This window comes from Pseudomonas sp. MHK4 (assembly GCF_054600775.1).
Window position 1 is genome coordinate 196,038 of sequence record NZ_BAAIAK010000010.1, and the last position, 21,036, is coordinate 217,073.

A 21,036-nucleotide genomic window follows, 5' to 3' on the forward strand; every position below is an offset into this window, starting at 1 on the left:
GCCGATACAGTCCCCGGTACATTTCTCCCACGGACGGAGTACCCATGTTCTTTGCCTCCCACTCGAGTCGCGTTCGCCTGTCCGCCCTCGCGCTGATCACCACCGCCCTGACCCTTGGCGCCTGCCACCACGCATCCGCCCCGACGTTGCCGTCTGCACCGGAAAGCGCCTCCGGTTATCGCACCGACCTGCAGACCCGGTACGCCTCCCGGCACATGGCGGCCGCCGCCAACCCGTTGGCGGCCGAAGCCGGAAGGGAGATGCTGCGTCGCGGCGGCTCGGCCATCGACGCTGCCATTGCGATGCAAGCGGTGCTGACGCTGGTCGAGCCGCAGTCCTCAGGGATAGGCGGCGGCGCGTTGATCGTGCTCTGGGATGGCCAATCCGTGCGTACCTACGACGGGCGCGAAACCGCACCGGCCGGCGCCACCGAGAAACTCTTCCTGCAGGCCGATGGCCAACCGATGACGTTCACCCAGGCAGTGATTGGCGGGCGCTCGGTGGGCACCCCGGGGGTCTTGCGAGCCCTTGAACTGGCCCATCAAAAACACGGTCGCCTGCCATGGGCGCAGCTGTTCGAACCGGCCATCGCCCTCGCGGAGCAAGGTTTTGCCATTTCGCCCCGCCTGCACCGACTGATCGCCGCGGACTCGTCCCTGAGGCGCTCTGCGCAGATGTCAGCCTATTTCCTCAATGCCGATGGCAGCCCGAAAGCCAGCGGCACCCTGTTGAAAAATCCACCCTTGGCCGCCGTATTGCGCCGCATCGCCAAAGAAGGGCCGGACGCCTTGTACAAAGGGCCCGTTGCGCAAGAGATCGTGGCCAAGGTCCAGGGCCACGCCAACCCTGGCACCCTGTCGCTGAGCGACCTGGCGAACTACAGCGCCAAGGAACGCGCCCCTTTGTGCACCGACTATAAGCGCTGGCAAGTCTGTGGCATGCCGCCACCGTCGTCGGGCGGGATCGCCATGGCGCAGATCCTCGGCACCCTGCAGGCCCTGGAGACGCGCGACAAGCGCTGGGCCCTGGCGCCGCTGAAGCCGGTAAAAACCGGCACCACCGCCGGCTTCGAACCGCCCGCCGAGGCCGTGCACCTGATCAGCGAAGCCGAGCGCCTGGCCTATGCCGATCGTGCGCAGTACGTGGCCGACTCGGACTTCGTGCCAGTGCCCGTCAAGGGCCTGATCGACCCGGAGTACCTGGCCAGCCGGGCTGCGCTGGTCGGCGAGCGCAGCATGGGCACGGTGAAGCCGGGCACGCCACCGGGCATCCAGGTCGCTTACGCGCCAGATCGCTCGCCCCTGCGCATTTCCACCTCGCAAGTGGTGGCGGTCGATGACGCAGGCGGCGCGGTGTCCATGACCACCACCATCGAATCCGCTTTCGGCTCGCACCTGATGGTCCAGGGTTTCCTGCTCAACAACGAGATGACCGACTTCTCGTTCATTCCCGAGGAGAACGGACAGAAAGTCGCCAACCGCGTCGAACCCGGCAAGCGTCCGCGCTCTTCCATGGCCCCGACCTTGATCTTCGACCGCCACAGCGGTGAGTTCCTCGCCAGCATCGGATCGCCCGGTGGTTCGCAGATCATCGAGTACGTGGCCAAATCCACCATCGGCCTGCTCGACTGGCAGCTTGATCCGCAAGCGGCGATCAACCTGCCCAACTTCGGCAGCCGAAATGGCCCGACTGAACTGGAGAACGGCCAGTTCAGCGCCACACTGATCCAGGCACTCAAGGACAAGGGTCACACCGTCAATGAAATCGACATGACGAGCGGCACCCAGGCGATTGTCCGGGTCAAGGATGCACAGGGGAAGGCGTCGCTGGCCGGCGGCGCCGATCCTCGGCGTGAAGGGGAAGCGCTGGGGGATTGAGTCGCCTGCAGCGTGAAGGGGCCTGCCTGGGTGTAGGCTGGCCCATTTCACTCAACGACTGATTTTCAACGCCTGCCGAGCCTGGTGTTTCGCCAGCGCCAGGTCGATGAGGCGCGTGACCAGTTCGCTGTAGGTCATGCCGGCGGCCTGCCACAGTTTCGGGTACATGCTGATGCGGGTGAACCCCGGTAGCGAATTGATTTCGTTGATCAGGACTTCGCCGCTCTCGGTCAAGAAGACATCGACACGCGCCAGCCCGGAGCAGCCCAGCACCTGGAACGCCTCGACGGCCATGGCGCGAATGCGCTCGCTGGCTTCGACGCTGATCTGGGCCGGAACCACCACCTGCGCAGCCTTTTCGTCGATGTACTTGCTGTCGTAAGAGTAAAACCCGCTGTGCACTACGATCTCGCCACAGCCGCTGGCGATGGCCTCTTCGTTGCCAAGGACCGCGCACTCGATCTCGCGCCCCTTGATCGCCGACTCGACCAGCACTTTTTCATCGAAGCTCAATGCCAGCTCGACTGCCGCCTCGTATTCGGCTTCGTCGGTCACTTTGCTCACACCGACGGAAGACCCTTGGTTGGCCGGCTTGACGAATAGTGGCAGGCCGAGCTTGCCACTGACTTCGGCAAAACCCGTGCGCGCGGCGCTGGCGCGGTTCAGGGTGACGAACGGCGCGACGGCCAGGCCGGCATCACGTAACAGGCGCTTGCTGATGTCCTTGTCCATGCAGACCGCCGACCCCAGCACGTCGGAGCCGACAAACGGCAGGTCGGCCATGCGCAGCAAGCCCTGCAGGCAACCATCTTCGCCCAGGGTGCCGTGGACGATCGGGAAGATCACATCGACATGGCCCAACAACTCGGGACCGGCGGTTTCCACCAGCTGCTGGCGGGCCTTGCCTGGAACCACGGCCAATTCGCGATTGGATTGATTGAGCGCGATCAGGGCCGGGTTTTCCTGGTTCAGCAGGAAATTCGAGGGATCGTTGAGGTGCCAGTGGCCTTGCTTGTCGATGCCGATCAGTACCGGCTCGAAGCGCGAACGATCCAGTGCATCGACAATGTTTTTTGCCGACTGCAGCGACACCTCGTGCTCGGTCGACCGCCCGCCAAAAATAACGCCCACACGCAGTTTACTCATTGCCTGACCCCATGTTGGATGTGCTTGCAACTCGGATAGCCGCCACGTTACGGCTGCAAGGTCTTGCCGTCCAGCGGCTCGCCAATGGTCAGGAAATGCCCGCCAGCGACGTGGTGCAAGGTGCGCAACGCGTCCTGGCCCTCGAAATGCCAGCGGCCGTCACTGAACACGCGTTCATCGGCCTGGGCGGCAATCACTTCGGCCAGGAACAGATCGTATTGCTGATGATTGCCGGGTTCCGGCAACAGCCGGCATTCCAGCCAGGCGACACAGCCGTCGAGCATCGGTGCATCGATCAACTCAGCGTCGAAGGTCGGCAGGCCATAGACCTGGAACTTGTCGCGCCCCTGCTCCCGGCTCAGCTCCAGGCCGGAGGTCGAGCCGACGGTCTGCACGATATCGGCCTGAGCCGCACAGGGAACGTTCAGCACGAAAGTGGCCGAGGCTTCCAGCAGCTGGCGGGTCCAGGTGGACTTGTCCAGGACCACGGCGATTTTTGGCGGTTCGAAATCCAGCGGCATCGCCCAGGCTGCCGCCATGATATTGCGCTGTCCGCCATGGGCCGCGCTGACCAGCACGGTCGGCCCGTGATTGAGCAGGCGATACGCCTTGGGCAACGGGACCGGACGGCGATGGGAAGCGCTCATGGGTGTCAGCTCCTGAGGGAAAAAGCCGATTGTAGCTGGATAAAAACCCTACAGTCAGGACGCCAACTGATTGGCAAACTGCCCCACTGCATTGACCACTTTCTGCGCCCCGTCCTGGATCTCGACAATCACCGTGCCCGCCTCCGCCGCCAGCGCCAGGCCCTGTTCCGCCTGGAGCTTGCCGTCGGCCATCAGGGCCACGGCGTTGCGGGCCATGTCCTGGTTTTGCCGCACCACCAGGACAATTTCATCCGTGGCCTGGCTGGTACGCGAGGCCAGTTGCCGAACCTCGTCCGCCACCACCGCGAAACCCCGGCCTTGCTCACCGGCTCGGGCCGCTTCGATGGCGGCGTTGAGCGCCAGCAGGTTGGTCTGTTCGGCAATCCCGCTGATGGTCTTGACGATACTGCCGATCACCAGCGATTGCTCATTCAAGGCTTCGATGCCATCGACAGCGGTTTGCATATGCCTGGCCAGGTCGCGCATCACATCCACCGCCTGCGTCACCACGGCGTTGCCGCGCTGGGCGCTCTGGTCGGTTAGCTGCGAGGTGCCGTAGGCAATGTTGGCTGCTTCGGCCACGGCCTGCTCCTGGTTGACCTGATCGGTGATCACCGTGGCGAACTTCACCACCTTGTAGAGCTTGTTGTTGGCATCCGTCACCGGGTTGTAGGAAGCCTCCAGCCAGACCGTACGACCGTGACTATCGATGCGTTTAAAACGGGCAGCCACGAACTCGCCGGCGTTCAGGCGGCGCCAGAAGTTCTGGTACTCGGCGCTGTTGTACTCCTCCGCAAAGCAAAAGGTGCGGTGATGCTTGCCTTTGATCTGCGCCAGGCTGTAGCCCATGCCGCTGAGAAAGCGGTCGTTGGCGGACAGCACGTTGCCGCCCAGGTCGAACTCGATCACCGCCGTCGAGCGCACCAGCGCACCGATCAGGTTTTCGTGCTCGCGGGAGCCCTCGATGGTGCGCGTCAGGTCGCTGGAGAAAATCGAGAAATGTTTGATCCGGCCATCTGCCGAGCGCACTGGCTGCACGATCGAACGCAACCAGGCTTCCTGGCCAGTGCCGCGCAACAGGCGCACGGCCCCGGCAAAGTGCTCGCCACGGCCGAGCGCGGTCTTGAAACGCAGCTGGAATTCGTCGTTTTTTACATGATCCGGAACGATCTCTTCGATGTACCGGCCGATCAGTTCGTTGCTCTTGTAGTGCATCTCGCCGAGGAAATTCTGGTTGACCGACTGCACCCGCCCATCGATATCGAGGGTCAGCACCAGCATCTCGCTTTCCAGGCTTTCCTTGACTTGCTGAAGGCTGGAGAGTTCTTCGCGAAGAGCCGACAGCTCTTGCTTCAAGCGTTTATTGAACATGGGGATGCACCGATGGGCTGGGATGGAGAGCGACTTGCAGCCTAGCCATCGGCCTTGCGGGTATTTTCTGAAGAGCGCGTCAGTATTGTCCTACAAATATAATGACGCCGCGCCAGTCACTCCCTGCCTGTCACGCCGCGCCGGCGGCCGGACAACCGGCGACTCTCGGCATCCGCGTGCCGAAATACGCCGCGCTTCCCACGCCCACCGCGCCCATCACCGCGCAGAAAATCACGCAGATCCACGGACTCCACGGCATCAAGCCGATCAACAGCAAGGGCGTGATGCTCGCCCAGGCCGCGTAGGCAATGTTGTAGGTGAAGGAAATACCCGAGACGCGAATCCGCGCCGGGAACAGGCTGACCATCACCGAAGGCACCGCGCCCACCACCCCGCAACTCAGCCCGGCCACCGCATAAGCGAGGCCCACCCAGCTGCCGCCGCTGATCAGGCAGGCATAGAGCACGCCGATGCCCAGTGGCAACAGCAGGCTATAGAGCATCACGGTGCGCCAGGCGCCGATGCGGTCGACGAGCAAACCGGCGAGCACGCAGCCGATGTTCAGGAAAACGATGCCCAGCGCGCTCAGGGCAAAGGTGTGGCTGGCGGTCATGCCGAAGGTTTTCTGCATCATGGTCGGGGTGATGACCACGAACACCACCACCGCCGACGTCAGCACGCAGGTGAGGATCATCGCTGGCAGCAGGGCCAGGCGATGTTCGCGCAGGACCGCCCGCAGCGGCAACTCGACGGCCGCCTCGCGACGCGCCTGCATGGCCATGAACACCGGGGTTTCGCTGAGCCAGCGGCGCAGCCAGACGCCAATCACGCCAAACACCCCACCCAGCAGGAAGGGATAACGCCAGGCGTGATCGAGGATTTCAGCCGGGGTGAAGGCCTGCGCCAGGAACGTTGCCGTCAGGGCGCCGAGCAAATAACCGAAGGTCAGCCCCGCCTGGAGGCAGCCCAGGGCGTAGCCGCGATGGCCGGCCGGCGCGTGTTCGGCCACGAATACCCAGGCGCTCGGCACTTCGCCACCCACCGCCGCGCCCTGGAGCACGCGCAGGGCCAACAGCAACAGCGGCGCGAAATAGCCGATCTGCGCGTAGGTCGGCATGATCCCGATCAGCAGGCACGGCAGCGCCATCAGCAGGATGCTCAGGCTGAACACCTTCTTGCGGCCCAGGCTGTCGGCGAAATGCGCCATCAGGATCCCGCCCAGGGGCCGTGCGAGGTACCCGGTGACGAAGATGCCGAAGCTTTGCAGCAACCGCAGCCACTCAGGCATTTCCGGCGGGAAAAACAGCTGGCTCAAGGTCAGGGCGAAAAATACGAAGATGATGAAATCGTAGATTTCCAGCGCGCCGCCGAGGGCTGCGAGCCCCAGGGTCTTGTAGTCCGAGCGGCTGAACGGCAGCGGACGAGGATCGGTATTGGCAGTCATGAAAAGAACTCTGGCACAGGCAAAAACCAAGGCGCCCATGGTCTACGCAAACGCGCCTTCGGACAACCCGTTAGACCAAAGTCCCATAGCCGCAAAAACAGCGCCGCAAAAAACATGCGCTTGAATTAATGTTGGCGTCTGTCCAGAGGGGCCTTTGCTGTCCCGAAGACCACAACAAACATAAAAATTCGAGGTAGTCCCGTGGCCGCTGATATCGAAGATAGCCGCTCCGCCCGCTTTGCCCTGCGCTGTTCAAGTTTTGCCGAACGCTGGTTCCCCGACTCCTGGGTGTTTGCCGCCCTGGCGGTGATCATCGTCGCCGTGGCCACCCTGGCCATGGGCGCCAAGCCTACTGACGCGGCCATGGCCTTTGGTGACGGTTTCTGGAGCCTGATCCCGTTCACCATGCAAATGGCGTTCGTGGTGATAGGCGGTTATGTGGTGGCCAGTTCTCCACCGGCGGTGAAGCTGATCGACCGCCTGGCGAAGTTGCCGAAGAACGGTCGCTCCGCCGTGGCCTGGGTGGCGCTGATCTCCATGATCGCATCGCTGCTCAACTGGGGTCTGTCGCTGGTGTTCGGCGGCCTGCTGGTGCGTGCGCTGGCGCGCCGTACGGACCTGAAGATGGACTACCGCGCCGCAGGTGCGGCGGCGTATCTGGGGTTGGGCGCGGTGTGGGCCCTGGGCCTGTCTTCGTCGGCTGCGCAGTTGCAAGCCAACCCGGCCAGCCTGCCGCCGTCGATTCTGTCGATCACCGGGGTGATTCCTTTCACTCAGACGATCTTTCTCTGGCAATCGGGCGTCATGTTGCTGGCCTTGATCGTCATCTCGCTGATCATCGCCTACGCCACCGCCCCCGGCCCGAACACGGCGCGAGACGCCAAGGCCTGCGGCGTCGACCCGAGTTTCAACCTGCCACCGCTGCAACCGCGCACCCGTCCCGGCGAATGGCTGGAACACAGCCCGCTGCTGACCATCCTGTTGGTGCTGCTGGCGGCTGGATGGCTGTTCCACGAGTTTTCCACTAAACCGGCCATCAGCGCGATCTCCGGCCTGAACACCTACAACTTCCTGTTCATCATGCTCGGTGCCCTTTTGCACTGGCGCCCGCGCAGCTTCCTCGATGCGGTGTCCCGTGCGGTGCCGACCACCACCGGCGTGCTGATCCAGTTCCCTCTGTACGGTTCGATCGCCGCGCTGATGACCACGGTCAAGGGCGCCGATGCGCAGACCCTGGCCCACCACATTTCGACCTTCTTCGTCAGCATTGCCTCCCACGATACCTATGCCCTGCTGATGGGCGTGTACTCGGCGATCCTGGGATTCTTCATTCCGTCCGGCGGCGGCAAGTGGATCATCGAAGCGCCGTATGTGATGCAAGTGGCCAACGACCTGAACTACCACCTGGGCTGGGCCGTGCAGATCTACAACGCCGCAGAAGCGCTGCCCAACCTGATCAACCCGTTCTACATGCTGCCGCTGCTGGGCGTGCTGGGATTGAAGGCGCGGGACTTGATCGGATTCTCGTTCGTGCAGTTGCTGGTGCACACACCGCTGGTATTGCTGTTGCTGTGGGCACTGGGGACCACATTGGCGTACATGCCGCCGGTGATGCCGTAAGGAATCGGCTATAGATACAGGTGAGGCAATCGCCTTGTCATTGCCTCACCTCACACCAGCCCGCAAACACTGGTTGCGGACTGGATCGCACGCTAAAAAATGCTTGAAGTCTACTTTTGTGCATCATTGTGTTGATCCAGTATGACGTGCATCTTGGTATCGCGACCCCGCTGAAAAGGATCTGAGCATGCTTAAACTCGCAGGACTCACCCTCGCGGCCCTCACCCTGAGTACCGCTGCCCACGCCGACGTTGCCCTGAAACTGGGCAGTACCGAACGCGTTACCCGCCTCTTCGCCTACCCCAACAACTGCAACGTGATCTGTTTTCGCAACTGGACGCTGGAGCAGACCGTCGAGCATTACCTGACTCAAAGCGTGCAGCGCGATGGCTATGACGCGGCGAAGGTCCTGGTGAAAACCGATAACGGTCAGCTGCATGCCGAGATCACGGGCGTCCCCAACGGCTATGAAAAGCCCTTGGCAGCACTGCTGGACGCCGGCGACCTGGCCTACAACGGCGCCAGCAAACTGAATGCCGACGGCAAGTGGGGCTACAGCTGGTATTTTTTCCTGCCGCTGGGCATGGCCCTGGAGAACCGCAAAAGTGTCGAACTGCTGCACTTTCCGCCCGATTATTCGCTGACCCAGGCCCAGGACTATCTGAAATCGGCTACCTCGGATCGCTGGGCCACGCTGCTGACCGTCAATGGCATCCCGGCCGAGCAGACACCGGGCTACCAGACGATCATCGATATCGCCCCGATTGCCGCGCCGTCAAACGCCGGCAAGGACCTGGCAGGCGTCTACGACTACTTCAAGGACTACCAGACCACCATGGTCAAGCAGATCACCCAGCACGCCAACGGGGAGGCTTTGCCAATGGTTGCCTTCGGCGCACCGGTGCGTAACTGGATCAAGCAGCAGTACGGGCCAACCATGAACGTACTGAGCCTGGTGACCATCAGCCCGGTCGACGGGGTGAAAGTGCCGGTATTGGGCGCCAACCATCCGAGCTACATCTGGTACGCCGCCGATCCGGCCAGCTACACCGGTAAAGATGCCCAAGGCCAGGCCGATACCGCGGGCCTGAAAATCATGGGCCAGGATTTGAGCGTTGCCTGCTGGCAGGCCGCCATGGGCCGTGAGTCGGACAGCAATGCAGACGTCGAGCTGAAAAGCTGCACCCAGACCTGGCAAGTGGCCCAGGCCGACAAGACCTGCGAGCTGTTCTACACCTCGATCCGCAAGCTGACGGCCGCACAGGCTGTGGGCAAATGTGCGAGCGCATCGATCAAGGCCCAGCTCAAATTGCTCAAGGCGCCGGCGCCAGCCCCGGCGATACCCGCGCCGCCGCTGTAACCCGACGAACGGCAGTCGCCGACGGCCCGGTGTTTTGCAACACCGGCGTCGGCGCAGGGCTTTATTTTGTCTCGACCGGACGCAACCGGTACTGCGGCGGCAATTGCTCGAAACCGCTGATGGTGGTGTTCAGGCTTTTCCAGCGACCGTCCTTGATGCCGTAGATGCAACCATGGATCGACAGGCTCTGCCCGCGGTGCCAGGCATTTTGCACAATGCTGGTATGGGCGACGTTGGCCACTTGCTGGATCACGTTGAGTTCGCAGAGGCGGTCGACCTGCTCCTCTTCGGTGGCCAGCTTGGCCAGCTCTTCGCGTTTCTCGTAGTAGAGATCGCGAATCGAACGCAGCCAACCGTCGATCAGGCCGAACTGGCGATCCTGCATCGAGGCGCGCACGCCGCCGCAACCATAGTGACCGGTCACGAGGATGTGTTTGACCTTGAGCACGTCCACAGCGTACTGGATCACCGACAGGCAGTTGAGGTCAGTGTGCAGCACAACGTTGGCCACGTTGCGGTGTACGAACAGATCGCCCGGCAGCATGCCGACGATCTCGTTGGCCGGCACCCGCGCATCGGAACAGCCGATCCACAGGTACTCCGGGGTTTGTTGACGAGCCAGCTTGGCGAAGAAGTCAGGATCTTCTTTGGTGATCGCGTCGGCCCAGCGCTCGTTGTTATCAATCAGATCTTGTAATTCGTTCATGCAATGAAGCCTCGGTAATGGTGCGCTGCTTTGACAGACAACCGCCCGTCGGGGTCACGCGCGATATGCAGATGCTCGCTGCTCATGGCGCTCCATGCCGGTTGAATTCTCTGGATCCCGGTGGGTCCACCCTAGTAAGGCTACCAGTATGAGGAATCGCCATGACTGATTCACGACGTCCGTACGATGCGGTGCAACCGGAACCCATCGATGATAACGAAGACCGCATGGGCTCGGTGCATGAACTAGATTTCGACGCGGAAGAACCCAGCGCAAAAATCGGCGATGAATTGCCGCAAAGGGAGCGCGAGAACCTGATGCCCGAAGAACGCGTGCGTGAAGCCGGCATCACGGGCGCATCGACCGATGACCATGAACCCACCGATGACGACATGAGCCCGGAAACACTTATTCGTGAGGACGGTGCCCGGGACGGCCAGGAAACGGGTGAAGGTGATCAGGCCGATTGGGACTTGAGCATTGTCGATGAAGACGACATTGGTGGGGGCAATGGGCTGGATGAGGCGGAGATGGCGCAACGCGATCCGCTGGACCGCAAACGCTGATCGGTCCCTGTAGGAGCTGCCGCAGGCTGCGATCTTTTGATTTTGCTTCTTGAAAAACAAGATCAAAAGATCGTCCGAACGCGGCCCGAGCCTTCGGCAGCTCCTACAGGGGGATTTGTATCAATCGACGAGGGTGCAGGCCATCACCACCGCATCTTCGCGCCCGCCCACCGCCGGGTAGTAATCCCGTCGCCGGCCGATCTCGTTGAAGCCATAACGCTCATACAACTTGAACGCCGCGGTATTGCTGTCACGCACTTCCAGGAAGCACTCCCGGGCGTCAGCCTTGTAGGCGATCGACATCAAATGCTCCAGCAACGTCAAACCCAGGCCGCGGCCCTGATTTTCCGGCTTGACGGTGATGTTGAGCAGATGCGCCTCATCAAGAATGATCTGCACCACCCCATGGCCCACCTGCTGCTGGCCTTCGAACATCAACCAGATCTGGTACTTGCCCAGGCCATCGAGAAAAATCCCGCGTGTCCAGGGATGGCTGTAAGCCGCGTATTCGATCTTCAGAACAGTTTCCAGGTCCGCCTCGGTCATCGGGCGGAACGATACGGCATCACTCATTCGATTCTTTCCAGCGCGCCATCAGCCGACGCATGGCTTGCCACACGGCGGCCTTGCGCTGTGGCTCTTCCATTAACAATTCCAGGCCCGGCACCGCCCAGGCCGAGCCCAGACCTTCGATCTGCAGTTCTCTGTTGAACGCATCAGCGTCCGCCTCACCGGCAAATCGCACCGCGGGCAGGCCGATCAGCCAGAGGCAGGCGCATGGCGCCTCCTCCATGCGCACCGAGAGGAAACCCTGGACAAAGTCACGGGCCGCCTCCGGGCCCTGATCCATTGTCCCGCGCACCAGCAGCGGCCAGCGTACCGGCTCGCCGACGATCTGCGGGCTGTCCGGGAGTCCGGCGGCGCGCAGCATGTCCTTGAGCAGCAGGTAAGCGGGGTCGCGGGCCTGGAACGATTCGCCTGTGGGTAACTCCACCAGCAGCAGGCAGCGGCCGGCTCTCAGTAGTTGCAGGGCAAAGCGCGGTGGCGGCACCGGCGCGACCCTGACGACCACCGGCGCAGGCTCGGCCGCAGGTGTAGCGCCGGTCCGCGTGCTCGCCAGCGATGGCCGCGGCACCTCGACCTTCACCCTCTCGGCCGGTTTTACCGCAGGCGTAGCGGGCGCTTCGACCACCGGTGCTGGCGCCACGGGAGCAACGTCCAGCACCTGTGGCGGCTCCAGCAGCTCGGGCCGCGACGGGGCGGCAAAGGGCAATTCGGTGCGCGGCAGCCAGTTGACCACCTGCATGGCGTTCAAATAAGCGCGACGACGGGACTCGATAAGCAAAGGTCGGCCACTTGTGGATAACTAAAGTGCGCCGATTCTACCGCCCTTCGCTGAAGATCGCCCGCTGTTGATCGACAGACTTTACCGATAGAAAAAGTAACAGCCCGTCCCGAGAGTGAATCGATACGCCCTCGATGCAGTACAATCGCGGCTTTTAATCGCCAACCAGCTGGCCATTCCGATGATCGAACCCAAGCGCGTCTTGCGCGCCCTCGCTGAACATTGGGCACTTCTGGAGCCACTGTGTGAGCATTTCGACCAAGGCACCCTGAGCCTCAACGAATTGCGCACGCAACTGGCCGCCCAGCAACTCGACAGTACGCCCCAGGACATCACCAGCCTGCTGGACGTGTGGATTCGCCTCGATATCCTGGTTCCCGTGGCGAAAAGCCCGAACCGTTTCGAGCTTAATGCGCAAATTCACGACTTCCTCGCCTACCTGCGCCGTGAACACCGTTTGGGCCTGTGCCTGGAAATCGAAGCCTACCTGCGCCATCTCGAGCGCCTGGCCGGTTACATCCAGGACGCCTTCGACATCCGCGACGGCAACGACCTGGCGCGTCAGTTGCGCCTGCTCGACATGCGGGTTCGCGATGTACTGAAAAAGCTCGATAACGACGAACAGGCACTGGTGGCCGTCGCCGAAAGGGCAAAAACCAGCGACCGACAGATTCCGTTGCGCCAGCGTTACGCCGAAGTGCTGGCGACCTGGGACGAATACGTCGAGCCGATGATCGATCTGGTGAACGCCGACGGCGCCTTCGAACAAGGCGTGCGCAAGGTCGAAACGGTACTGCTGAAGATGCTCTCCGAGCAGCAACGCCTCGGCCATCTGGTCGACGACGACATGCTGCTGCGCACCCACGCGCGCATCCTCGAAATGCAGACCAGCGCCCAGTTGACCCTGCGTCACGCGCGCGAACTGTTGCTGCCGCTGCGTGAAGAAGCGCGTCGCCACAACGCCGTCACCCGTGGCGCGGCACTGGCCCTGGCGGCCATTCGTCGCAAAGGCATCGATGCCGTGCCGCAGGCGGCCATGCCACTGTTCACACGGCCGCAAAGCACTTTCCTCGGCAGCGCCAGCCAAGTCGAGGCCTACGTGTACGCCCTGGCCCGCTTCGAACCGAAACCGGCGCGGTTCCCCAAGGCCCACAAGACCCAGAAAGGCGAAGCCCCGCGCGCGCCACGCACGGTTCGCGAAATGCTCGAACGCTGCGCAGACGCCCTGCCGATGCCGGACCTGATGACCTGGCTGCTGGAGCAGGAACCGGACGGCGCCACCGACGAATTGCTGTACTGGTTCTCGCGCCTGTCCCGGGAAAAACGCTTCAAGCGCGAACGCCTGGAACGCCGCGATTACCATACTCACGAGCATCAGGTCAGCCTGCGCTCCTTCGCCCTGCTCTCGGTCGGCGACGACGCCGCCGCCGAGAATTCTGCGAGCACTCCTTATGCATCTTGATCTTTCCGAACTGTCCCAGCTGGCACCGATCTTTCGCGAGCTGTTCAAGGGTTACCACGTCAGCCGCCGCGATCCGGAGCTGTACGCACAGCTGTCGAACTTCCAGGACCAGTACCGCACGCTGTTCAAGGCCCTGGGTTTTGAACTGGTCTGCGACACCCGTGGTTTCTACTACTTCGTGCCGGACCTGGCAGCCGCGGCGGTGAACAAGACCGCCCAGCGCCTGGCGCTGTTCACCTTCATCCTCGTCGAGCACCTGGCCGACCAGGGCCGCGACCCGATCGCCGTGCTCGACGGTGGCAGCCTCGGCCGCGATGAACTGCCATCGCTGCTGGAAAAGTACCGCGACCTGTTCATCCAGGCCGAAGTGCAGACCCAGGACGAGCTGGAAGAAAAGATCATGCGACGCATGACCCAGCTCGGCTTCGCCGGCGAAGAAAACGGCGTGTACCGCTTCCTGCCGCCGATGCACCGCTTCCTCGATGTGTGCCTGTCGGTGCAGCAGGACCGTGACCTGGCGGCCAGCCTGCACAGCGTATTGCCGCTGCCGGTCCCGGTGCTGATCGACGACGACAGCGACGAAAAACTGCTGCAGACCGACGACCCGCTTGACCTCGCGGAATTTGCGGAGGAAAGCGAAGAAGACGCCCTGGCCCGCGCCATCGCCGAAGAACAGGAGCTCGACGCATGAGCAAGGAACGCTACGGCATCCGCCGCTTTGCCCTTTTGAACACCGCCGGCTACAGCCTTGGCCTGTTTCCGCTGGAAGAGCCACTGTCGGTCTACGGCGCGAACAACCTCGGTAAATCCGCTTCGATCAACGCCCTGCAGTTTCCGATCCTGGCGCGCATGTCGGACATGAGCTTCGGCAAGTACAGCCTGGAGCAGTCCCGGCGCTTCTACTTTGCCTCGGACACCAGCTACATCCTCGTCGAAGTGAACCTGCCCCACGGTCCTCACGTCATCGGCGTGGTCGGACGCGGCCCGGGTGGCGGCTTCGGTCACCAGTTCTTCGCCTATGCCGGCCAGCTGGACCTGGCGCACTACCAGAAAAACGACACCTGCCTGCGCCAGAAGGAGCTGTTCAGCAACCTGGAGCGCGAAGGCCTCAAAGCCTACGAACTCAAGCCCGATGAACTGCGGCGCTTGCTGGTCGGTGGACACACCTCGATCCCGTTGGACCTGACTCTCATCCCGCTGCGTTCCACCAGCGAACAAAGCCTGAAGACCTTCCGCGCCCTGTTCATCAACCTGCTGCACATGCGTGAAATCACCGCGGCCAAGCTCAAGCAGCTATTTCTCGATGCCTTCGAGCACAGCTTGCGCTCCGGTAGCGTCGATTACATCGCCGCGTGCGAAGAAGCCTTCCGCGATGTGCGACGCATGGAACAGGACTACCACTCGCTGGTGGCCGCCGGCCCATTGGTCGAAGCCCTGGCCAACGGCGTGAAGCAGCGCGACATCCTGCGCGGCAAGCTGCACCGGATCTCGCCGCTGCTCGACTCCCTGCTCGGCACCTGGTCGGACTACGCCAGTGCCCGCAAGGAAGAGCTGACCCTCCAGGCCGAGCACTATCGCCACGAGCAGGACGCCCTGCAGAACGATCAACGGGGTGGCACCCAGGAACTGATGCGCCTGGAGCGGGAAATCACCGGCATCCAGCGCTGGCTCGGCGAGCTGTCGGTGCTCAAGCATCGCTTCGCGCTGATCGATGACGTCAAGGTGCTAGAGCAACAACTGCTCGCGGCCAAGGACGCCCACGACGAGCTGGCAGGCGCCCTGGCGCAATCGCGGCAGTTCAGCGCCGAGGACCTGGAAGAACGCCTGCGCGACCTGGAAAAACGCCTGAAGTCGGTCAAGCAGCAACTCGACCACGCCGACAACAACAGCTACGCCCGCCTGCGCGAGGAGTTTTCGCAGCAAGACGTCGAACGCCTGATGCGCCTGTTCAACAGCGCGCTGTTCAGTCTGCCGCTGGGCGAACACGGCATCAGCCTGGACGAGAATGGCGACTGGGTGAAATCCGTCGAACTGATCCTCGACGGCTTTAAAGGCGAGCGTTTCGAGGTGCCAGGCCTGTCCATCGACATCTCGCACATCGAACCGCCGGCGTTGCAGGCCCTGGCTGACCGCGCGGCGCTGCGCGACCAGAAAGAGCGCCTGGACAAAGAACTCAAGCAACTGAAAACCCAGCAAGCCGTGGCCGCCGACCGCGCCGCGAGCAAGACCCAGACCGAAGCGCTGTACCAACAAGTGCTGGATGCGCAGAAAGCGCTGGAAGACTTCCGTCGCGCGCAAACCCTGAGCGCCGAAGAAGGCGACAAGCTCGAACAGCTGGCGCAGATGGAGGCCGCCCAAGACGAATTGAAGCGTTCCAGCGATGCCTTCACCGAACGTGTCCAGCAACTGTCGGCCAAGTTGCAACTGGTTGGCCGCCAGATCGGTGACATGGAAGCCAAGCAACGCACCCTCGACGACGCCCTGCGCCGCCGTCAGTTGTTGCCGGCAGATCTGCCGTTCGGCACGCCGTTCATGGATCCGGTCGACGATTCGATGGACAACCTGCTGCCACTGCTCAACGACTATCAGGACAGCTGGCAGGGCCTGCTGCGCGCCGATGGCCAGATCGAGGCGCTGTATGCCCAGGTACGCCTCAAGGGCGTGGCCAAGTTCGACAGCGAAGACGATATGGAACGTCGCCTGTCACTGCTGATCAACGCGTACGCGCACCGCACCGACGAAGCCCTGACTCTGGGCAAGGCCCGTCGCGCGGCCGTAACCGACATCGCCCGGACCCTGCGTAACATCCGTAGTGACTACGACAGCCTCGAGCACCAGCTGGCATTGTTCAACCGCGAGATCAACAAGCGCCAGGTGTCCAACCTGCAGAGTTTCCGCATCGTGCTGGCACCGAACAAGGAAGCGCTCAAGCACATCGACCAGATCATCCACAGCGCCGGCCAGTACGAAGAAGGCGAGACCCTGTCGGTCTTCGACCTCAGCCAGAGCGCCGAGCAGGACAACAAGAACGAAGAGGCCAAGGAATACCTGGCGCGGCTGGTGGCGGCGAACCACAACCAGCTCGGCCTCAAGGACTTGTTCGAACTGGCGTTCGAGATCACCAAGGTCAACGGATCGCCGGTGATCCACACCGACATCGACGGCGCCGCGTCCAACGGCACCACCATGACCATCAAGGCGTTGACCAACATGTATTTGTTGCTGCACTTGATGGACCGTGACCTGGCCGGGCGTGTGCGCTTGCCGTACTACCTCGACGAGGCGGCGGACATTGACGAGAAGAACCAGGCAGCACTGCTGGAAACCAGCCTGCAACTGGGCTTCGTGCCGATCCTGGCCAGTGTGAAGCCACAGGTCTGCGCCAGTGTCGCCATCGACCTGGAAGGCGGCAGCGGCCCGGCGGGCATCTACATCGACGAAGAGGACTGGAAGTACATCCGTCGTCACGAACCGGTGAAGGCGCCGGTGAATGTCGAAGCGGATGAGCCGGAGCTGGATGCGGTTTAGTTGAACCGTTAGAGACGAAAAAGGCCGCGCTCCATTGGATCGCGGCCTTTTTTGTGGTTCTTTCAGTGCGCTTCAGGGCCTCATCGCCAGCAGGCTGGCTCCCACATTGGACCTGTATATATAAATTCATTGTGGGAGCCAGCCTGCTGGCGATGGCGTCATCACTGACGCCCAAGTACTTCCTGTTACTTGCCGAGCGGGATCTTCGGCGCCCAGGTCAGCCATTCCTCTTCGAACTTGTCGAACAACGCAAACGTCTGCTCGGGCCGCGCCGGGTTGCCCATACGCTCGCCGTCTGGCGTAGCGAAGGCAACACCGCCCTGAATCATCGTCTCCAGCGACTCGGTGCGCACCGTCGCCCCTCTGAACAGGCCGACATCGAAATCAAAACCGCTGGTGTTCCAGAAACGCGTGCCACTGCGCACCAATGGCGCGTATTTCGGCTCGATCAGGATGCGGATGAGCACGCGATCCGCCGTCTGCCCCAACTCGTAACCCGTGACCTTGCCCACGGTGATTTCGCGATAGGTCACCGGCACCCCAACTTTGAGCGAGCCACGGCGAGGGGCGCTCAACACCAGGCTTAAACCAGCTTCCTGCTTGGTGGTTTCCGGCGGACTGGCCAGCGCCACGAAGTTCTTCTGCGGCCCCAGGTTCTTCGCTGCTGGCTGCACCTCGATATATTGCCCGGTAACCAACGTTTCCAGGTTCGAGGTCTTGATCAACCCAAGCTCAGGCTTGACCACCCAGAACTGACTGCCGACGCGAGCGATGCGCTCCGGGACTTCATCGATCCGTGCAGTCAGCAGCACCGACTGCAGATCGTCACTCAGGTCAACGTCTTCGATCTTGCCGACATCCAAACCCTTGAAGCGGATCGGAGTGCCGGTACGCAGGCCATCGGCCCGGTCGACCTTGATCGTGATCATCGCGCCTTTCTGGTTGGCCAGTTCATGACTGGCGAACAGGCGGAAACGCGGGATGCGCTTCTGCAACGGAGCCTTGGCTTCCGGTGTTTCAAAGGCGATGCCGCCGGCCATCAGGCTTTGCAACGATTCGCTCTTGACCTGGATCCCGCCGGTCAGACCGCCAGTCAACGTGATGCCACTGGCGTTCCAGAACCGCGTGGAAGCGTTGACCAGGTCTTCGTATTCCTTCTCGATATGGACGCCAATCACCAGCTGTTTCTTTTTGCGCGAAAACTGATAACTCTGGACCGAGCCCACCTTGACCTGCTTGTAAAGTATCGGGCTGCCCACTTCCAGCGAGCCGAGGTTATCGGTGAACAACACCAGATGCAGGCCCGGTGCACGCAAATCCAGCGGCGGCGCTTTCGGCCGTGCGACAAACTCGCGTTGCGGCGCGGCGCCTTTGTCTCCTGGGCGCACGGCGATGTAGTTACCCTTGACCAATGCTTCAAGGCCGGTGATGCCCGCCAGGGAGATCGACGGCTTGACCACCCAGAACTGCGTGCCATCGACCAGGTAATCCTCGGCGAGCGGGTCCAGCGTCAACTCGGCGCTGGCACCGGACAAATCGGGATCGACCTTGAGCGCCTTGAGGGTGCCGACCTGAATGCCTTTGTACATCACCGGCGTGCGGCCAGCCTGCAAGCCTTCGAAGTCAGTCAGCTTGACCTTGACCTTGATCCCGGCCGCTGCCGCGTCGAAATCTTCATAAAGACGGAACGGCAGGCTCGGATCGGTCGGCGGGCTGTCCTTGCGGTTTTCAGGCGTGGCAAACGCAATACCGCCAGCGACGATACTGGCCAGGGACTCACTGCGTACTTTTACACCGGACAGGTTGGCATCGATGCTGATGCCGCTGGCGTTCCAGAAGCGTGTGTGTTTGCGCACCAGCTTGGCGTAGGTCGGCTCGATGAAGACCTTGAGTTCGACCGTACTCTGGTCTTCGGAGAGCACGTAGCTTTTGATCTGCCCGACCTTGATCTGCTTGTAGAACACCGGGCTGCCACGGTTCAGCGAACCCAGGCGATCCGCCTTGATCGTCAGGTGCAGGCCTGGCTGCGCGTCGGACAGCGGCGGCTCCTCGGCCAGGGCCTTGAACTTGCGGGTAGGCTCGCCCTCGCCCGGGCTGACTGCGACATAGTTACCCGAAACCAGCGTCTCCAGTCCGGTGATACCGGCCAGCGTCACGCTCGGCTTGACCAGCCAGAAGCGCGTGCTGGTGCGCAGGTATTGCTCCACGTCCTTGTTCATCTCGACGGTCGCGATCACACCTTTGGAGCTGCCTTCATCATCAAGCTTGAGGGTCTTCACCTTGCCGACCGACATGCCTTTGTAGACGACTTCGGTCTTGTTGGCCTGGATGCCTTCACCGCTTTCGAAACGTACCTGGATCTCGATACCGGTTTCGTTGTAGGCACGCCAGCCAAGCCAACCGCCGATGATCAAGGCGATCAGGGGCAGAATCCAGATGGCAGACCAGTTCGAGGCCGGTCGGGTTTTCGCTACAGGCAAATCAGTCATGGTCGTCGTCCGACTCCGTGTTATCCCAAATCAGTCGGGGATCGAAAGTTACTGCGGCAAGCATCGTCAGAATCACCACGCTGGCGAACGCGATGGCGCCAAGATTGGCTTCGATGGTGGCAAGCCGTCCAAAATTCACGAGCGCCACCAGGATGGCGATCACAAAGATATCGAGCATTGACCAGCGGCCGATGAACTCGATAAAGCGGTACATCCATATACGCTGGCGGGCCGAGAGTGGCTGGTGGCGCTGCACGGAGAACAGCAGCAGGGCGATACCCACCAGTTTGAACGTGGGCACCATGATACTGGCGATAAACACCACCGCGGCGATGGGAATCATGCCGTGCTGAACCAGTTCGATCACGCCGGACATGATGGTGCTCGGATCACCCTTGCCCAGGGAACTCACGGTCATGATCGGCAGCAGATTGGCCGGTATGTAAAGAATGGCGGCGGTGATCAGCAACGCCCAGGTCCGCGCCACACTGTTCGGGCGGCGGGCATGCACCAGCGCGCCACAGCGAGTGCAGACCTGTTCGTCGGTATCAGCTTCCTGCTTGTTCAATTCATGGCATTCGGCGCAAATCAGAATGCCTGCATCAATCGCCCGCATGGGCATCCTCTCCTGATAAAGCCTGCCAGATCTGGTGGGGAGACATCACGACCTCCAGCAAGACCTGAACCAACAACAATCCAATGAAACATGCGAGGCCAAGGCCGATGGTCATTGCTGCCATATCTGCCAGCTTGACGATCGCGACCAGTACGCCCATGAGGTAAACCTCGAGCATCCCCCAGTCCCGCAAATGGTGGTAAATCCGGTAGAGCAGCAAGCCGTAGCTACGTCCGACGTCAAAACGGATACTCAGCAACACCACCAGTTGGCAGAGCAGCTTGAGCAGCGGAATGGCCATGCTGCACAGGAACACAATGACTGAAACGCTTTGCATGCCTGTATCGAACAGCGCAACAACCCCGCTCCAGACGGTGTCTTGCGACGATTGCCCGAGCAGATTGAGTTGCATGATGGGTAAAAAGTTCGCCGGGATATACAACAGCAGTGCCGCAATCACCAGGGCGAGACTACGCTGCACGACGTTGTATCGATGGGCGTAGAGCTCGTAACCACATCGCGGGCACAGGGCTTTCTCGCCATGGTCGAGCTCTGGCTTGCGCAACAGCAAGTCGCACTCATGGCATGCCACCAAATTGCTCAGCGGTAATTCTGACAGCTTTGAGGTGTCAACCGGATCTGGCATATGAAGCTCTGACTCCGAAAAAGTTGGGCCTATTCTAGTGCCATGAATCAAAAATAACTGTGCCAATTTGTGCACGAGTCTTTCTCGCGGACAAAAACAAAACCCCTACCTGCATGCGCAGATAGGGGTTTTGGAATTTAATCTTGACGATGACCTACTCTCACATGGGGAAACCCCACACTACCATCGGCGATGCATCGTTTCACTTCTGAG

Annotated in this window: 17 protein-coding genes and 1 pseudogene; 7 read left to right on the forward strand and 11 right to left on the reverse strand. The window is 61.7% G+C overall.

Going from position 1 to position 21,036, the window contains the following annotated elements; all coding sequences use genetic code 11:
- Nucleotides 1-44 precede the first annotated feature (44 nt).
- Entirely contained in the window at nucleotides 45-1,877 is a 1,833-nt protein-coding gene (ggt, locus tag ACYP2Q_RS23510) for a gamma-glutamyltransferase (protein WP_459732677.1), read from the forward strand.
- A 51-nt stretch (nucleotides 1,878-1,928) separates the two neighbouring features.
- On the opposite strand, the gene ddlA is transcribed toward ggt, so the two are convergent.
- From ddlA to ACYP2Q_RS23535, 5 genes and pseudogenes are all read right to left on the reverse strand, one after another.
- Nucleotides 1,929-3,023 (reverse strand): D-alanine--D-alanine ligase, encoded by a 1,095-nt coding sequence (gene ddlA / locus ACYP2Q_RS23515; RefSeq protein WP_459732678.1) that lies wholly within the window; start codon nucleotides 3,021-3,023, stop codon nucleotides 1,929-1,931.
- 47 nt (nucleotides 3,024-3,070) lie between these two features.
- Nucleotides 3,071-3,670, reverse strand: coding sequence for a flavin reductase family protein (locus ACYP2Q_RS23520; RefSeq protein WP_459732679.1), 600 nt, complete (start codon nucleotides 3,668-3,670; stop codon nucleotides 3,071-3,073).
- Between the two features lie 54 nt (nucleotides 3,671-3,724).
- Nucleotides 3,725-4,333, reverse strand: coding sequence for a methyl-accepting chemotaxis protein (locus ACYP2Q_RS23525; RefSeq protein ID WP_459732695.1), 609 nt, complete (start codon nucleotides 4,331-4,333; stop codon nucleotides 3,725-3,727).
- Nucleotides 4,313-5,041, reverse strand: a pseudogene (locus ACYP2Q_RS23530) (PAS domain-containing protein); the annotation flags it as partial. The pseudogene ACYP2Q_RS23530 and the gene ACYP2Q_RS23525, both read right to left, overlap by 21 nt.
- Nucleotides 5,042-5,171: 130 nt before the next feature.
- Nucleotides 5,172-6,485 carry an MFS transporter gene (locus tag ACYP2Q_RS23535; RefSeq protein ID WP_459732680.1) on the reverse strand — a complete coding sequence of 438 codons (1,314 nt, stop codon included), beginning with the start codon at nucleotides 6,483-6,485 and terminating at the stop codon, nucleotides 5,172-5,174.
- 201 nt (nucleotides 6,486-6,686) lie between these two features.
- On the opposite strand from ACYP2Q_RS23535, the gene ACYP2Q_RS23540 reads away from it, so the two are divergent.
- Together ACYP2Q_RS23540 and ACYP2Q_RS23545 are read left to right on the forward strand one after the other, a co-directional pair.
- Nucleotides 6,687-8,105, forward strand: a complete 1,419-nt coding sequence (locus ACYP2Q_RS23540; RefSeq protein ID WP_459732681.1) for a short-chain fatty acid transporter — start codon at nucleotides 6,687-6,689, stop codon at nucleotides 8,103-8,105.
- Between the two features lie 187 nt (nucleotides 8,106-8,292).
- On the forward strand, nucleotides 8,293-9,465 hold the full coding sequence (locus ACYP2Q_RS23545; protein WP_459732682.1) for a hypothetical protein: 1,173 nt from the start codon (nucleotides 8,293-8,295) through the stop codon (nucleotides 9,463-9,465).
- 61 nt (nucleotides 9,466-9,526) lie between these two features.
- On the opposite strand, the gene can is transcribed toward ACYP2Q_RS23545, so the two are convergent.
- Nucleotides 9,527-10,171, reverse strand: a complete 645-nt coding sequence (gene can / locus ACYP2Q_RS23550; protein WP_046818942.1) for a carbonate dehydratase — start codon at nucleotides 10,169-10,171, stop codon at nucleotides 9,527-9,529.
- Nucleotides 10,172-10,332: 161 nt separating this feature from the next.
- On the opposite strand from can, the gene ACYP2Q_RS23555 reads away from it, so the two are divergent.
- Complete coding sequence (locus ACYP2Q_RS23555; RefSeq protein WP_459732683.1) at nucleotides 10,333-10,737, forward strand: serine kinase/phosphatase; 405 nt, start codon at nucleotides 10,333-10,335, stop codon at nucleotides 10,735-10,737.
- A gap of 120 nt (nucleotides 10,738-10,857) precedes the next feature.
- Here ACYP2Q_RS23555 and rimI read toward each other — a convergent pair whose 3' ends face one another.
- On the reverse strand, nucleotides 10,858-11,310 hold the full coding sequence (rimI, locus tag ACYP2Q_RS23560; protein ID WP_007978046.1) for a ribosomal protein S18-alanine N-acetyltransferase: 453 nt from the start codon (nucleotides 11,308-11,310) through the stop codon (nucleotides 10,858-10,860).
- Nucleotides 11,303-12,043: an energy transducer TonB gene (locus ACYP2Q_RS23565; RefSeq protein ID WP_459732696.1), complete on the reverse strand. Its 741-nt coding sequence runs from the start codon at nucleotides 12,041-12,043 to the stop codon at nucleotides 11,303-11,305. Before ACYP2Q_RS23565 ends, rimI begins: the two co-directional genes overlap by 8 nt.
- 220 nt (nucleotides 12,044-12,263) lie before the next feature.
- Between ACYP2Q_RS23565 and mksB the strand changes: the two genes are divergently transcribed.
- From mksB to mksF, 3 genes are read left to right on the forward strand one after another with little or no spacing between them, the layout of a single operon-like run.
- Nucleotides 12,264-13,544, forward strand: coding sequence for an Mks condensin complex protein MksB (gene mksB / locus ACYP2Q_RS23570; protein ID WP_459732684.1), 1,281 nt, complete (start codon nucleotides 12,264-12,266; stop codon nucleotides 13,542-13,544).
- Nucleotides 13,534-14,235 (forward strand): Mks condensin complex protein MksE, encoded by a 702-nt coding sequence (gene mksE / locus ACYP2Q_RS23575; protein WP_459732685.1) that lies wholly within the window; start codon nucleotides 13,534-13,536, stop codon nucleotides 14,233-14,235. The genes mksB and mksE overlap by 11 nt, the downstream gene beginning before the upstream one ends.
- Nucleotides 14,232-17,072 carry an Mks condensin complex protein MksF gene (gene mksF / locus ACYP2Q_RS23580; RefSeq protein ID WP_459732686.1) on the forward strand — a complete coding sequence of 947 codons (2,841 nt, stop codon included), beginning with the start codon at nucleotides 14,232-14,234 and terminating at the stop codon, nucleotides 17,070-17,072. Before mksE ends, mksF begins: the two co-directional genes overlap by 4 nt.
- Before the next feature lie 185 nt (nucleotides 17,073-17,257).
- Here mksF and ACYP2Q_RS23585 read toward each other — a convergent pair whose 3' ends face one another.
- Genes ACYP2Q_RS23585 through ACYP2Q_RS23595 form a run of 3 tightly spaced genes read right to left on the reverse strand, consistent with a single transcriptional unit; the run spans nucleotide 17,258 to nucleotide 20,823 of the window.
- A complete protein-coding gene (locus tag ACYP2Q_RS23585; protein WP_459732687.1) occupies nucleotides 17,258-19,561 on the reverse strand; it encodes a PqiB family protein in 2,304 nt (767 codons plus the stop codon).
- Complete coding sequence (locus ACYP2Q_RS23590; protein ID WP_459732688.1) at nucleotides 19,554-20,177, reverse strand: paraquat-inducible protein A; 624 nt, start codon at nucleotides 20,175-20,177, stop codon at nucleotides 19,554-19,556. Before ACYP2Q_RS23590 ends, ACYP2Q_RS23585 begins: the two co-directional genes overlap by 8 nt.
- Nucleotides 20,164-20,823 (reverse strand): paraquat-inducible protein A, encoded by a 660-nt coding sequence (locus ACYP2Q_RS23595; protein WP_459732689.1) that lies wholly within the window; start codon nucleotides 20,821-20,823, stop codon nucleotides 20,164-20,166. The genes ACYP2Q_RS23590 and ACYP2Q_RS23595 overlap by 14 nt, the downstream gene beginning before the upstream one ends.
- Nucleotides 20,824-21,036: the final 213 nt, after the last annotated feature.